At 41.0% G+C, this 14,450-nt stretch carries 15 protein-coding genes, 1 tRNA gene and 1 pseudogene; 12 read left to right on the top strand and 5 right to left on the bottom strand.

Annotated features, from left to right (window positions below; genetic code table 11):
- Positions 1-37: 37 nt before the first annotated feature.
- From LU293_RS03380 to LU293_RS03365, 4 genes and pseudogenes are all read left to right on the top strand, one after another.
- Positions 38-553 (top strand): hypothetical protein, encoded by a 516-nt coding sequence (locus LU293_RS03380; protein ID WP_242748766.1) that lies wholly within the window; start codon positions 38-40, stop codon positions 551-553.
- An 81-nt stretch (positions 554-634) separates the two neighbouring features.
- A pseudogene (locus LU293_RS03375) lies at positions 635-1,295 on the top strand (IS1595 family transposase).
- Positions 1,296-1,343: 48 nt separating this feature from the next.
- A complete protein-coding gene (locus LU293_RS03370; protein ID WP_242748764.1) occupies positions 1,344-1,736 on the top strand; it encodes a hypothetical protein in 393 nt (130 codons plus the stop codon).
- Between the two features lie 195 nt (positions 1,737-1,931).
- Positions 1,932-2,177 (top strand): hypothetical protein, encoded by a 246-nt coding sequence (locus LU293_RS03365; protein ID WP_242748762.1) that lies wholly within the window; start codon positions 1,932-1,934, stop codon positions 2,175-2,177.
- 123 nt (positions 2,178-2,300) lie between these two features.
- Here the strand turns inward: LU293_RS03365 and LU293_RS03360 are convergent.
- Positions 2,301-2,391 (bottom strand) — tRNA-Ser (locus LU293_RS03360).
- A gap of 170 nt (positions 2,392-2,561) precedes the next feature.
- On the opposite strand from LU293_RS03360, the gene LU293_RS03355 reads away from it, so the two are divergent.
- The 5 genes from LU293_RS03355 (at position 2,562) to LU293_RS03335 (ending at position 7,598) form a co-directional block, all read left to right on the top strand.
- Entirely contained in the window at positions 2,562-4,070 is a 1,509-nt protein-coding gene (locus tag LU293_RS03355) for an aminoacyl-histidine dipeptidase (protein WP_242748760.1), read from the top strand.
- A 12-nt stretch (positions 4,071-4,082) separates the two neighbouring features.
- On the top strand, positions 4,083-4,562 hold the full coding sequence (locus tag LU293_RS03350) for a YcgN family cysteine cluster protein (RefSeq protein WP_256462120.1): 480 nt from the start codon (positions 4,083-4,085) through the stop codon (positions 4,560-4,562).
- A gap of 104 nt (positions 4,563-4,666) precedes the next feature.
- Positions 4,667-5,530, top strand: coding sequence for a transporter associated domain-containing protein (locus tag LU293_RS03345; RefSeq protein WP_242748758.1), 864 nt, complete (start codon positions 4,667-4,669; stop codon positions 5,528-5,530).
- 149 nt (positions 5,531-5,679) lie between these two features.
- Positions 5,680-7,266 carry an apolipoprotein N-acyltransferase gene (gene lnt, locus LU293_RS03340; RefSeq protein WP_242748751.1) on the top strand — a complete coding sequence of 529 codons (1,587 nt, stop codon included), beginning with the start codon at positions 5,680-5,682 and terminating at the stop codon, positions 7,264-7,266.
- Between the two features lie 149 nt (positions 7,267-7,415).
- Positions 7,416-7,598 carry a hypothetical protein gene (locus LU293_RS03335; protein ID WP_242748749.1) on the top strand — a complete coding sequence of 61 codons (183 nt, stop codon included), beginning with the start codon at positions 7,416-7,418 and terminating at the stop codon, positions 7,596-7,598.
- A gap of 83 nt (positions 7,599-7,681) precedes the next feature.
- Here the strand turns inward: LU293_RS03335 and yihG are convergent, their stop codons facing one another.
- Positions 7,682-8,647, bottom strand: a complete 966-nt coding sequence (gene yihG, locus LU293_RS03330) for a 1-acylglycerol-3-phosphate O-acyltransferase, YihG family (RefSeq protein WP_242748746.1) — start codon at positions 8,645-8,647, stop codon at positions 7,682-7,684.
- Positions 8,648-8,820: 173 nt separating this feature from the next.
- Between yihG and LU293_RS03325 the strand changes: the two genes are divergently transcribed.
- Complete coding sequence (locus LU293_RS03325) at positions 8,821-9,468, top strand: YiaD family glycine zipper/OmpA-like lipoprotein (RefSeq protein WP_242748744.1); 648 nt, start codon at positions 8,821-8,823, stop codon at positions 9,466-9,468.
- 84 nt (positions 9,469-9,552) lie between these two features.
- Positions 9,553-10,203 (top strand): M48 family metallopeptidase, encoded by a 651-nt coding sequence (locus LU293_RS03320; RefSeq protein WP_242748742.1) that lies wholly within the window; start codon positions 9,553-9,555, stop codon positions 10,201-10,203.
- Here LU293_RS03320 and LU293_RS03315 read toward each other — a convergent pair.
- Positions 10,200-11,099, bottom strand: a complete 900-nt coding sequence (locus LU293_RS03315) for a hydrogen peroxide-inducible genes activator (RefSeq protein WP_242748740.1) — start codon at positions 11,097-11,099, stop codon at positions 10,200-10,202. The two genes, LU293_RS03320 and LU293_RS03315, sit on opposite strands and share 4 nt — an antisense overlap.
- A 564-nt stretch (positions 11,100-11,663) precedes the next feature.
- On the bottom strand, positions 11,664-11,885 hold the full coding sequence (locus LU293_RS03310) for an HP1242/YdcH family protein (protein WP_242748737.1): 222 nt from the start codon (positions 11,883-11,885) through the stop codon (positions 11,664-11,666).
- 650 nt (positions 11,886-12,535) lie between these two features.
- Here LU293_RS03310 and LU293_RS03305 point away from each other — a divergent pair.
- On the top strand, positions 12,536-12,685 hold the full coding sequence (locus LU293_RS03305; RefSeq protein ID WP_242748735.1) for a hypothetical protein: 150 nt from the start codon (positions 12,536-12,538) through the stop codon (positions 12,683-12,685).
- 65 nt (positions 12,686-12,750) lie between these two features.
- On the opposite strand, the gene LU293_RS03300 is transcribed toward LU293_RS03305, so the two are convergent.
- Complete coding sequence (locus LU293_RS03300; protein WP_242748733.1) at positions 12,751-14,424, bottom strand: electron transfer flavoprotein-ubiquinone oxidoreductase; 1,674 nt, start codon at positions 14,422-14,424, stop codon at positions 12,751-12,753.
- Positions 14,425-14,450 lie beyond the last annotated feature (26 nt).

Here is a 14,450-nt window from a genome sequence, read left to right as displayed (position 1 = left end):
ATGGAATATGTGTTTCTTACCAATGAGGGAGGATTGAATGAATATAATTAAAAATTTAGATTATGATAGATATAATAAATACATTAATCAAAAATATTTAGATGAAAAGAATTTTGAAATGGTGCCAACAATTTTCGCTTTTCTTTGCTTATCTTATATTTTTTTTAAACTCATGCCAAATTCTCACACATATTTTTCTTTATTTCTTTGTGTTGTTGGATTTCTATTTATTTTGCAGAATATTTTATATAAATTTTTCTTAAAAAGAACTGTTGTGGGAATATTTTTTCTTGATGGCAAAATGGCATTGAAATTTTCAAAATTTCAATATGAATATTTAAACAATATTGAAGTAATTGAAGTTAAAAAAATGACACTATTAAGCAAAATAATTTCGCATTATGCTTATGATGCAATATCCATATCAAGCAACAATAAAAAATATTTTATTCCATACAACGAAGAATACAAAGATGAATTGATTAAAATTTTGAGTATGTATCAAAAGATTGGGAACGATGGTAGTGCAGAGAGCAGAAAATTTACCAAATGACAATCCATACAAACTATCATTGGGTACGTTGGAAAAACAATAGGGGCTGTAGTAGATTACACAATGTGGTATACGACAAAAATGAAGATAACTCGTTGTAAACTAACTAAAAAAGTTCAGTTAAAACTACTTGAATTTTTCATCGCCCAAGTTACTGCTAGAACAGCCAGTAATTTGTTAGGCATTTAAGCATAATTTAAGCAGCGTTATTTTATCATAAAATCTTAACTGTGATACAATACCATCTTAGCCTAGAAGCTCAAACACTCTTTGATGGAGAAGTTGAGCTTGATGAAAGTTATTTCGGTGGTGTTCTAAAGGTAAACGTGGACACAGAGCAGGTGGCAAAACCGCTGTCTTTGATCTTTTAAGGCAAATGGTAAAGTTTATACTGTTGTTGTTAAAGACACCAAAACAGACACACTCATGCCTATCATTACAAGCAAAGTCGAGCCTGACAGCATAGTTTACACAGACAGCTACCGAAGTTACAATGCTCTTGATGTATCAGACTTCAAACACTTTCGGATAAATCATTCAAAAGAGTTTGTTAACCAAGAAAATGCTTACAATCACATTAACGGCATTGAAAATTTCTGGTCGCAAGTCAAACGTGTGCTACGCAAATACAACGGTATTGACAAGAAAAACATTCATCTTTTTATCAAAGACGGAAGTTTAGATTTAACTATGGATCGCCTCTCATCAGCTTAAAGTGCTTAGGAAATGGTGTGGAATTTAAAGTTAATCTAGTACAGCCCCTTTTGTTTTAATGTACGTAACAGGAAATATGAAGTTTAGTCTTAAAAATTATGATGATAGAGAAGATATGCCATCAATAAATGATATATATGGCTTAACAGATCAAGTAATAAAAGATTTGCCAAGTCCAGATAAAATCTATCACAGAGTAAAGCCAGAGGTGGTATCTGTTTATATAACATATATTAATTTAGATAATAAACAAAAAGAAAAGTTAATAAAAAACATAGAAAGTCAAAGAAAGTGGGTTTTTCTTGATAACAATAAAGATGGAATGAATTATTGCCACAACCAATATCATTTAGTAATATACGAAGAAGCCATTACCAATGATGTGATGATTTCAATTGGTTGGTCTCAAGCAAGTAAGTGTCGTAGAACTTATCTCAACATAAATCAAGGCAAAAAAACAAGACAGTAATTTATTAAAATGTATCAAAAAAATTGGAGATAGTAATGACCAAGTATGTACACATTAAGAGATTTTCTTCCTTATTTGTACAGTGTAAGAAGATGATTTACTCTACTTCTTATCAGAAGAAGATTATGACACCTATTATAATTGTGATTTAAAAACCACCACCAAACAAAATCAGGCTTCATCAAAGGCAGTGTGGTGTCAGCAGGTAACCAAAGCAATGACAACGTGCATGACCTAACCCATGGCACGGTGGTGATTAACGCCAAATCAGCGAGCATCCAAAATATGAATGCCACCACAGAAACCTACAATCACCAACACCAAAAAACCACAGGTTTAACGATGGGTGTGTCAAACAGCCTAGTTGACCAAGTACAAAGCATTAACAATCTGGTAAAAGCGGGTGAAGCTGCCAACTTTACAAATCTTCTCACGGTTTAGCACAGGCATGACACGGTTAGAACTTTCATGACATTTTTCTTACACGACCGCTAAAGCTTCCAACCTAAAAACAAAAAAACCCTAAAAAAATAATTTAGGGCATCAAATGGGGGCTGTTTGATGTGGCGGTGACGGAGAGATTCGAACTCTCGATAGGCTATTAACCTATACACACTTTCCAGGCGTGCGCTTTCAACCACTCAGCCACGTCACCATGACAGCGTATTATACACAAGTTTTTATGCTTTGTCATAAAAAAATTGTTTAAGCAAGCCGCCTTTTGTGAAATGCAGCTGCGTGCTAAATGTCGTTATTGTCAAAAATATGCTACAATGTACGCCAAATAACACGTTAAATTAACACGTTAAATAACAAAGGAAAAATATGACTAATACCAACTGTGATGCTGTTTTAACGCATAATTTAGAGCTTGTTAAGCATTTCACCGAAGATAAAAATTTAGCCAGTTTATGGTCGTGGTTTGCCCGCATTTGTGCCACACCACACCCAAGCTACCATGAAGAGACCTTGGCACAAATGATTGTAGCGTGGGCAAAATCTCAAAACTTAGAAGTATACCGAGATAGCGTCGGCAATGTCATCATTAAAAAGTGTGCAACCAAAGGTTATGAGAATCGCACGCCGATTGCTTTGCAAGCCCATTTGGATATGGTGCCACAGGCAAACGCAGACACGCCACATGATTTTAGTGTCGATCCCATTAAGCTACGCCTAGATGGCGATTGGCTGATGGCGACAGGCACGACACTTGGGGCTGATAACGGTATCGGCATGGCAAGCTGTCTTGCAGTCTTGGCAAGTGATGATCTGCCACACCCACGTCTTGAGGTGCTACTGACTATGACCGAAGAAACGGGCATGGTTGGCGTGAAGGGCTTGCAAGCAGGCACACTTACTGCACCTATCATGATTAACACAGATACCGAAGAGATTGGTGAGGTGTACATCGGCTGTGCAGGCGGGATTGATGCTGACCTAAGTCTGCCTGTTGACTGGGAAGATCACAGCTTTAATTTGGCGATTGACTTGACCATTAAAGGGTTAAAGGGTGGACATTCTGGACTTGACATTGATCAAAATCGCAGTAATGCCATTAAGGTTTTGGCTAGATTGCTAAAAGATGTGCATAGCAAGCATGGTGATAAATTTGCCATCGCAAGCATTTTGGGTGGCACACTAAGAAACGCCATTGCCAGAGAGTCAAATGCGGTCATTGTGCTAGATGCGGCTGATGAGCAGGAAATTTTGACGACTGTTCAGCAGTCATTTGAGGCCATTTTTACTGAAATTTGCCACGCTGAGAAAAACGCCAAAATGATTACTGCAAAGACAGACTTGCCAAGTTGTGCTCTTAGCTTAACTTCTACTGCTAAGGTGATTGATTTTATTAATGTATTGCCAAGTGGTGTGGTGCGATTTAGTGACGTCGCGGAAGATACAGTGGAGACGTCGCTATCGTTTGGCATGCTGTCATTGGGAGATAAACTTGAGGCGGTACTGCTGATACGCTCATTACTAGAAAGTGGCAAGACGTCTGTTATGCAGACCTTATCAAGCTTGGCTGCCTTAGCAGGAGCACAGGCGGTGTTTGATGGTGACTATGTCGGCTGGAATCCTGATCTAGAGTCAAACATTACCCCCTTAACCGTTGAGCTTTATGAGCAGATTTTAGGTGAAAAACCCCAAGTAAAAGTCATTCATGCAGGGCTAGAATGTGGTCTAATTAAGCAAAGCCACCCAGATTTAGACATCGTATCTATTGGTCCGACCATTAAAAACGCCCATTCTCCTGATGAGAAAGTTCAGATAAGTACGGTTGAGACTTATTGGCAGTTGTTAATAAAAATCCTAGCAAATGCTCCAAAGGCTTAGGTGTGGCTACCTGTGACGGTTGATAAGCAGATTTTATCAGACATACGCCCAAGGTTTTGGGAAAGATGTGCTTTAGATGAGATGACTCATCGTGAATGGGAAGCCTTGTGTGACGGCTGCGGTGTATGCTGTTTGGTGAAGTTTTTGGATGAAGATGATGTCCACTTTACTGAATATACGGACGTGGCGTGCCAACTTCTCGACTGTCAGTCTGGACTGTGCAGTAACTATGAACACCGCCAAAATTATGTGCCAGACTGCATTCGTTTAACACCTGACATGCTGCCAGATATGATGTGGCTACCAAGGCATTGTGCCTATAAGCGGCTATATCTAGGTCAAAACTTACCCAAGTGGCATCGGCTGATTGGTGATGAAAAGACACACCAGCAGGGTCTAGCCCGAGTAGGCGTGGCTCGTCGCTGTGTGAGTGAACGCAATTTTAATGATGAACAGATAGAAGAACGCGTCATTCGCTGGGTGAAAATTTAACATTTTTTAATAGATTGCTTGCCAAAACACAAAAATTGGGCTAAATTTAGCAACTGCAACATAGCTTACTTTATTCTTATTTTAAACGAGGTTAAAACGCCATCATGTCAGATGACAGTTCTGGTTGGTCAATGCGTGGGCTTAAACGCTGGCTTAGTACCGCACCTGAGACCCGAGACGATTTGTTAAAACTAGTACAAGACTCTCGGCAATTCTTAGAGCCTGATACGGTTGATATGCTCGAAGGTGTGCTTGATCTGCCTGCCACCCAAGTGCGAGAAATCATGACGCCACGCCCACAAGTCGTTACCATCAGTAGTGATGGCGATTTTTCGGATATATTATCTACTGTGCTTGAGACAGAGCATTCTCGCTATCCTGTAACTGATAGCCGTGATAATGATGCAGTGCTTGGTATTTTATTAGCAAAAGACCTTATCCCCATTCTAAAGGCTCGCCTAGAAGGGGCAGAAGCAACCTTAAGGCTGACCGATATTGTGCGTAAGCCTTTATTTATCAGCGAGACGGCACGATCTGATACGTTACTACGATCGTTACAGCGTGCCCAAGTACATATGGCGATCGTCATTGATGAGTTTGGTTCAGTGTCAGGCGTGGTAACGATGGAGGATTTACTTGAGGAGATTGTTGGCGACATCGTTGATGAGCATGATGATCTTAATGAAGACAGTGATATTAATAACATTATTCCTCATCCAGATAAGCCAGGCGTGTGGCTGGTACAAGCTTCAACACCTATCAGCAGCTGTAATGAGAAGCTTGGCACAGATTTTGATGATACCGAAGTAGATACTATGGGCGGCCTGGTTATGCAGGCATTAGGTTCGGTGAGTGATTTGGCAGGCGAGGTTGTGCAGATTGATGATTGGCAAATCACCGTCATTGATGTAGAAGGTCGCTTTATTCACTTACTTGAGTTGACGCTTGTGCCACAACGGCAAGATTAATCTTTTTTCTACTAGAGAGCACAGTTGATCGCTGTGCTTTTTTTTATTGATATTTGTTTTTTATACAAAATCGTATTTTGTTTAAATTTGCTAAACAAAGATTGATAAAGTTTGTTAAAATTAGCTAATTTGTTAAAACGATACATATCATGACTCAGACATTACGCCGCTACACCACTAAACCTACTAAAACCCAATCCATCTTACGTATTCCCACAGGGGCTGCACTAATCATCGCATTATGCGCTGGTATGATTTTTAGCTTGTCATTAGCACCTTATTACATTTGGGGGATTGCCATCTTATCGCCTTTAGTGCTTTATGTTTTGCTGTCGGGGGATATTTCTACCAAGCGAGCATTTTGGACAGGTCAGTTCTACGGTTTTGGGGTATGGATGGTGGGAGCGTTTTGGCTTTATACTTCGATTCATCTGTATGGTGGGATACCGTCTTGGCTTGCGGTCGTAATGGTGGCTATTGTAGCAATCGTGATGGGATTGTTTCATGGCGTGATGTCTTGGGCTTTTGTGCGATTTTTGGGTAGGCAGCCACTTGCTTTTGCATCCTTATGGGTAGCTCAAGAGTGGCTAAAAACGTGGCTTTTCACAGGCTTTCCTTGGCTATTTGTGGGTTATGCATTTACAGAACAGGTCTGGATTAATCAGCTAGCCCCAGTGCTTGGTGTGCTTGGTGTCAGCTTTGTTGTTGTGCTTTTATCAGCAAGTCTTGTGGAGCTTTTTCGTAGAAAAGTCGGCTACCTTATCATCAGCTTTAGCCTTATTATACTTGCTGTTTTATTGCATTTTAGTGGCGTAACGTGGGCTGTGCCGACAGGTCAGACGATGTCGGTGTCGCTTGTGCAGGGTAATATTTCGCAGGATATAAAGTGGCTGACAGACTACCGCTTAAAGACACTTGAAATCTATGAGTCTTTATCAAAAGATGAATGGGGGCGTGATCTGGTGGTGTGGCCAGAAGCTGCTGTGCCGATGTTCCAAGACGAAATCGAGCCATTTACGCATGCACTATCTTTGCAGGCAAAACAAGCGGGCAGTACATGGCTAACAGGCATACCTTACCATACTAAAGATGATGGGGGGCAATCGCAGTTTTATAATAGTGTTCTTGCCTTAGGCGATAGCGAAGGGGTTTACCAAAAACAAAATCTTGTGCCTTTTGGGGAGTATATTCCTTTTCAGGGGTTGCTAAATGTCTTGCCAGACTTAGCAGGTATGCAGAACATGGCAGGTTTTAGCCGTGGATTATCCAACCAAGCCCCGCTTAAGGTAAAAGGGCATGATATGGGAGTGGCGATTTGCTATGAAGTGGCATATCCTGAGACGACTCGCCAGAACGCTCGCCATGCAGGCTTTTTATTGACTGTGTCAAATGATGCGTGGTTCGGCATGAGTGCAGGACCTTGGCAGCACTTACAGATGGTGCAGATGCGTAGCCTTGAGACGGCACGCCCCTTTGTCCGAGCGACGAATACGGGCGTGACAGCTTTTATTAATGAAAAAGGACAGATTGTCAGTACCGCACCACAATTTAAACGTGTGGTGCTGCGAGGTGATGTGGCGACATTTACAGGACAGACGCCGTTTGTTATATTTGGGCATTATCCGATTTTAGGGTTAAGTTTGTTGCTGATTTTACTAAGTTTTGTGGTGAAGCGTCAATCAGGTCAAAGCGGACGCACTCAAAAATACTACACAGGGCAAGGCGTCCGAGACTAAAATCATCGCCTACTGCATGAAAAGTACTTACAATATATTAAACTATTGTACAAAAAAGTAAAATTTGGTATATAATAGGGTTATTTATAAAGCACTAAGCCAAGCAGTCGCAGGCTGTATGTGCATAACTTTTAGATGGTAGGTGAATTATGGCACATGATGCATCAGAAAACAGCCCAGTTAAAGAACTTTTAACCTCTTTAATTGGCATCACTTTATTTTTAGCGATGGTTGTGGGGATTGGCGTTTTTGCTTTCTTGCGTCCAGCAGGCGAGCACCACAGTGAACCATTACAGACTGCTGAGACAGCGGTAGAAACAGTTGCCAAGTAAGGCAGTCAGATAAAAACCTTGCCAATGAGCAAGGTTTTTTTATTGATTATCGTTACAAGCTAACTCAGCGTTACGCTTTTTATTTAGTCAAACTGTGCTAGCATCTCATCGATACGTGCATCTTTGGCTTGCCATATTTGGTCAAGCCAATCAAATAAGGCTGATTTTGTCGTATCATCGCTGTCGTATTTGCCCTGTACAAGGCTGCTAAATAACGTATCGTCCATCTTAACAGGGCGAATATCCACCGCCAAGCGAGTGATTTTACCTTGCCATAGGTCTGTGTAAGTGGGTATGCCATCAGGATAGACGAGCGTCATGTCTAAAATGCCATCAATCTTATCACCTAGGCTATGAACCGCTAGAGCAAAACCGCCTGCCTTGGGCTTTAGTAGATGGCGATAAGGTGAGTTTTGTTTGGCATGCTTGGCTTGTGTAAAGCGAGTGCCTTCAAGATAGTTCAATAAAACAAAAGGCTTGTCTTTGAGCAGTTGGCAGGCTCGTTTTGCCTCTTGGATATCTCGACCAGCAAGGCTTGGGTTTTTGGCAATTTGCTCTTTAGAGTGGCGTTTCATCATCGGAAAGTCAAGAAAATAAAAGGTCTGACCGACAATAGGGATATAAATGAGCTCATGCTTGGTAAAAAAGCGTGTGATAGGCAGACGGTTTTCGCTGATGTATTGAATGATACTGGTATCTACCCATGATTGGTGATTGCAGATAAGCAGATATTTGCCATTTGGGTTTAGGTTATCAGGCAGAGTGATACGCCAATCTTTATTTGGCAAGATTTTATCAATCAATAAATTATTCGTTGTAATCCAATGCTTGGTAATGCCAATCACCGCATCATCAGCACGCTTAGAATTGCCAAGCGTTTTGGCAAGTCCAGCAGCATAGATGGGCAGCCCTACTGCCAAGCTGTTTAGGGCTATTGTCCCTGAGCCTGCAGCTAAAGACAGCTTTTGGGCAAGCTTTGGGAATGAGTGATGTAGCTTTTGGGTGAGCTTAAAAGGGCTTCTAGCGGGTTTTTGGGAGTGATGTGTCATGCAAGTTCCAACAAAAGGCGATAAAATTTACCACATTCTAACAAAATATCGCCGATTTTGGCGATTTTATTTATAAAATATACACAATTAGATACATAGTTACAACACAATATTTATTTTTTATAGGTATACTGATGATAAATACCCATAAGTATAAGCATAAGGAGCTTATCATGAAAAGCGTTAAATTATTTGCAGTATCAGCCCTAGCCTCCACTATGGTTCTAACAGGCTGTGCAACTGGCAATGGCACAAACGGCAGTACTGCTAAGAATGCAGGTCTAGGTGCGTTAGGCGGTGCAGTGCTAGGTGCGGTTATCTCAAAAAGTACAGGTGGCGATAACACAGGTCGTGACGCTGCTATTGGTGCGGCACTAGGTGCAAGTGTGGGTGCGTATATGAGCCGCCAAGAAGCCCAGCTTAAGCAACAAACTGCTGGCACAGGCATTGAAGTTGCTCGTGATCCAAACACCAATAACATCAGCCTTGCTATTCCAGAAGCCATCACATTTGATGTGGCTCGTTATGACATCAAATCACAGTCATACCGCACGCTAAACCAAGTGGCGAATACGTTGGCACAGTACGACCAAACTAATATCCAAATTAATGGCTATGCTTCTGTGGAAGGCGACAGCGACTTTAACTATCGTCTATCACAAAACCGTGCTCAAGCAGTAGCAAATTATCTACAACGTCAAGGCGTGTCATCGCACCGTATCAGTGCTTATGGACGTGGCGAGACAAGTCAGTTTGGACCATCTTATGAAGACAATCGCCGTGTTGAGATTACTATTTTAGCACCAAATGATATCAGATAATTATCATGCTGTGCAATAAAAAACCCCTTAGTTAAGGGGTTTTTTGTGTTATTTTACTGATGATGCTCTTTTAAATTCATTTTAATGTACACTACACTTAAGGCGCAGTTTGCCCATCATGGCATCTGGCTTATTATCACCAAAAAATCTGTTAAAAATATCAATTTTCGCATGAAGCCAAATAAGCTGTATGTGAGTATACCGCATCTGCTTAATCCTAACCAAGCGATAAGCTTGATTGAGAGCCGATTGGCTTGGGCGATTGATGTTAATGCTAAGCTAATACAGCAAAACACCGCCCAAACATCACCCATACTGTGGGGTCGGCCACTTGACATCCAAGCTTATTGTGATAAAAATGGCATAAAGACTGATGATATTAAGCTTAGCAATACCCACAAACAAAATCTTTTGATGGTAATCTATCGGCAGGCATTGCAGGGAAAATTACCCATATTGGCACAGACGTGGCAGCCTATCGTGGGGCGTTGTGCAAGTGAAATTCGCCTAAAGAAAATGACGACACGGTGGGGGGGCTGTAATACCCATTCGGCTAGAGTTTGGCTATCGATATATCTGGCAGCTTATCCTTATGAATGCACAGAATATGTCTTTGTGCATGAATTATGCCACTTGCACCATGCCAATCACAGCAAGGCGTTTTGGCAGTCGGTTGAGCAGGCGATGCCAGACTATCGCAAGTGGCATAATATCTTAAGGCAGCGTAGTATCTAAGCGTCATGATCTGCTAGGGCTTTGCTAAAAATCTGACTAAGTAGCTTAACATCATTTACTCGAGCGTAGTTTAGCCGTGTAATAAAAGCAAGCTTACGGTGTGGCCCACGCTCTGCTAATGGCACAGCGGAAATGGTGTCAAGATTACTGATCTGGTCAAGAGCCATCTTAGGCACAAGTGTCGTCCCCATGCCTGCAATCGCCATCTGAATGATGGTGTTTAAACTGGCATCAAAAAAGTTTGATTTAACTTCATGCTGATCCATAGCACACACAGACAGTGCCTGATCTGTCAGACAATGTCCTTCGCCAAGTAACAAAAGATTTGACCTTGCCAATTCACTACTGGTAATGTGGGGCAGGTTGGCTTTTGGGTCGTTATTTGGAAAAATCGCAAAAAAATCTTCTGCCCAAAACTCAAAACTGTGTAGCCCATCTACAGCATAAGGCAGGGCGATGATGGCGGTATCAATATGCCCATAACGAACCTGTTCGATGAGCCGCTCCGTTTGTTTTTCGATAATCGACAGCTTAAAGCTTGGGTATCTTGCCTTTAAGACAGGAAGAACTTTCGGTAGTAAATAAGGAGCGATGGTGGGGATAATGCCGATTGCCATTGGATAGGCAAGTGCGATCTGGTGGCTATGAGCTCTTGTTGTTAGGTCATTAACTTCGCTAAGTACTCTTAAGGCACGTTCAATAAGCTCTTCACCGATAGGCGTGATTAAGACTTGTTTGTTATTACGTTCAAAAATCTGAGTATCAAGCTGTCTTTCAAGCTCGGCAATGCCTAAGCTGAGTGCTGACTGAGAGATATTACATTCTTCAGCAGCACGCTTAAAGTGTTTATGCTTAGCAACCGCAAGGGCAAATTCTAATTGACGAAGAGTAATCATGGTATGGCTATTATCATTAGGGCGTGTTGATAATTCATCACGCAAAGACTTATAAAAATAGGGTGTGTTGGTTTTTAATTTTCAAATAAATAAATTATTCGTTTTTGGGTAAAAACGGCTAAGTTTTTGTCGTTTTTTTAAAGCCCGTGGGTGTGGTGAGATATTTTTGTAGGCTTTTAAAAAAAACTGATTTTGTGCCAATCTAAAATCGGTCTAAAAATAGCGTGTTTTATTATCAAAGACGAAAAGTTACCACGCCCATTATTGGGATATTTTACACTTAAGTTTAATAAAACAAAACAAAATATTTAAAATTTTTAACTGGATAAAAATTATAGATTTTATACGTGAAAAGTAGGTTAAAACGCTAAACCAAGTCTTGATTTGGTCGGTAAAATCTAATCGGTATTAAATTTAAGATGATAAAAGCCCTAATATTTGCCAAAGTTTTTTATTTTGATTTAGATGTTATTTGACTAATGGCAGGCGTGAAGTTATCCGCTAATAAGTTTAGAAAAAAACAAACCCCAGCAGGTGGGGCTTGTTACATTATTTAGCTAAGAATTAGGCTTTAGTTGCTAGATATCGACCAAGTTCGTCTTTTAGTGCAAGCTTTTTACGCTTTAAAGATTCGATTTCGCTTTCACGGCTAACAGCTTGCACAGGATCGTTTTCGATGTTAGTAATTTCTTCATCAAGCTGATTGTGTTCATCAAACAGCTTAGTGAAGTGCAAGTCATTTTCTGCTTTTAGCTTTGTCATTAGTTCACGGTATTCTGGAAACATAACATTCTCCTTTTGGTGGTTAAAATTTTATGTAGGGTTATATTAACAAGAATGACACAGCTTAGCAAGCTGATTTGAGTAATTTTATAACGATTGGTAAAATTTATAAAATATATAAATGTGTGCAGTTTTTATCATCATAATATTTTACATTCTAAATTCTTTTTTTTCTAGGCTTTTGGGTATTAATGTCTAGGTAAATTGGTAATGGTGCCAGCTTTCAATCATAATCTAAGTGAAGTAAGCAACAAAATATGGCAATATTAGGTTTAGGCTTTATTAGATGCTGTATGAGTATATAGCGAAAAATTATCCAACCTATAACTTTTGTGATGGGAAAAAGATGCCTAAGACATTGAGAGCCTAATTTTTTATGCCTTTAACGACTGGTAGTCAGCTATCGGTCAATCTTACTTAACATATAAAGACCTATGCCATCACGGCAAAAGAACATATCAGCATGTCTAACATTGAGAAAGTGGATGATGGCTATCGCATCACGTTAAATACAGGGCTTGTATCTGAGCCGTAGCATCATCGTGGCAGGAGCCAAATGGCGCAAGCTTGGCATATCAGGTAAAGATGAGAATATTGGTGGTGGCGTGGCGTATTAACTACACTGTGATGGGCTATTTTTAAAGAAAAGCCCAGTGGCAGTCGTCGGTAGCGTTAATTTGGGTGTAGAAGCGGCACTTAATTTGGTAGGTATTGTGCAAGATGTGATCTTACTTGAGTTTGGTGACAGCTTACAGGCAGATCACGTGCTAATTGATAAAGTTGTTATTAAACAAAATATTTGAATACTTAATGATATAAGCTTAGCTCTTAAAATAAAAGCCTATCAATGACTGATAGGCTTTTTTAATTACATATTTGGATAATTTGGTCCGCCACCACCTTCAGGAGTTACCCAAGTGATATTCTGAGCAGGGTCTTTGATGTCGCATGTCTTACAGTGAACGCAGTTTTGACTATTAATGACAAACCTAGCACCATGCTTGGTGGTCTCGTCTGCTACCACTTCATATACGCCTGCTGGGCAGTACAGTCGAGCAGGCTCTGCATAAATTGGTAGATTTTGCTCAATAGGTACAGTAGGGTCGGTGAGCTTTAGATGGCAAGGCTGATCTTCGGCGTGGTTGGTGTTCGAGATGAATACGCTAGACAGTTTATCAAAGATAAGTTTACCATCTGCTTTGGGATAATCAGGCTGATAAGCGTGATCGGCTTTATCAAGCTGATGGTAATCAAAGCTGTTATCATGAATGGTAAATGGTACTTTACTGCTGAGTAAATTTTGTTCCACAAAGGTAAAAGCACCGCCCATCCATAGACCCATGCGATGCATAGCAGGCGAGAAGTTGCGTGCTTCATAAGCGTCAGTAAATAGCCACGAGTCTTCAAATGCGGTCTGATATTCTGTCACTTCATCGTGGCTGCGTCCATCAACGATCGCTTTAAAGATACTCTCAGCAGCAAGCATACCTGATTTCATGGCGGTATGAGTGCCTTTGATTTTGGCAGGGTTTAAAAAGCCTGCATCATCGCCTACTAAGACACCGCCAGCGAAGCTAAGTTTTGGCAGGCTGTTTAATCCGCCCTTGGTTAAGGCTCTTGCTCCATAGGATAGTCGTTTGCCCCCTTCTAAGATTGGGCGAATCAGTGGGTGTAGTTTTAAGCGTTGCAACTCATCAAAGGGTGAAACGTAAGGATTATGGTAGGATAAATCAACTACGATGCCAAAGCTGACTTGATTATTTTCGGCAAAATACAGCCACCACCCCCCTGATGTGCCTGTATCACTTAATGGCCAGCCAGAGCCATGTAATACCACACCTTCTTCGTGTTTATCCGCGTCAATCTCCCATAATTCTTTTAGACCAATGCCATAATGTTGCGGGTCTTTACCTTCATCAAGGTAAAAGCGACTGACAAGCTGCTTGCCTAAGTGCCCCCGACATCCTTCGGCGAATACGGTGTATTTGGCCAAAAGCTCATAACCTGCCTCAAAACTGGGTTTGGCTTGACCATGAGCATCCAAGCCCATATCGCCTGTTTGGACGCCACGTACAGATCCATCATGATTATAGAGAATCTCACTGGCAGCAAAGCCTGGAAATAGCATAATTTCCATGCTTTCTGCTTGCTCGGCAAGCCATCTGACGACATTGCCCAGCGAGACGATGTAATTGCCTTCGTTATGCATACTCATAGGCACAACTGAGCTTGGTAGCTTGACAGATTTTGTGGCACTGCTTAGCGTATACACACGATCTTCTTTGACGCTTACATTTAATGGTGCTCCCATCTCTTGCCAGTTTGGGAAAAGTTCGCTTAATGCACGTGGCTCGATGACCGCTCCACTTAACGTGTGTGCTCCAAATTCTGATCCTTTTTCCAAAACACACACCATAAATTCATCCATGCCTGCGTCATTGGCAAGCTGTTTTAGACGAATGGCGGTGGACAATCCTGCAACGCCGCCGCCTACGATGACGACATCAAATTCCATGGATTCTCTTTGAATTGGTTCTTGCATTGGGTTTCCTTTGGCTATTTATCTAA

The organism is Moraxella nasovis (genome assembly GCF_022701215.1).
Lineage (GTDB): Bacteria > Pseudomonadota > Gammaproteobacteria > Pseudomonadales > Moraxellaceae > Moraxella > Moraxella nasovis.
The sequence above is the reverse complement of the archived record's forward strand: the minus strand, read 5'-3'. Positions and strand labels throughout refer to the sequence as shown.